The following is a 202-nucleotide window of genomic DNA, read 5'->3' on the forward strand; positions in this document are numbered from 1 at the left end:
GTTGTTATCAGTCAGCTTTCCAAATTGTTAAAGAGCAAGATTTTCTGATGAAAACCATTTTTAAGAACACTTAAGCAAATGTGCTTAAAGATGGTGGAGCTATGCGGGATCGAACCGCAGACCTCCTGCGTGCAAGGCAGGCGCTCTCCCAGCTGAGCTATAACCCCATCAGGTGTGTGATACTGTGTGCCAATCTTCGATT

Annotated in this window: 1 tRNA gene; it reads right to left on the reverse strand. The window is 45.0% G+C overall.

The features are described from left to right. Positions 1 to 91: 91 nt before the first annotated feature. Positions 92 to 167 (reverse strand) — tRNA-Ala (locus tag AACW06_RS20895). Positions 168 to 202: the final 35 nt, after the last annotated feature.

This window comes from Vibrio sp. S12_S33 (genome assembly GCF_963889785.1).
GTDB classification, from domain to species: domain Bacteria; phylum Pseudomonadota; class Gammaproteobacteria; order Enterobacterales; family Vibrionaceae; genus Vibrio; species Vibrio aestuarianus.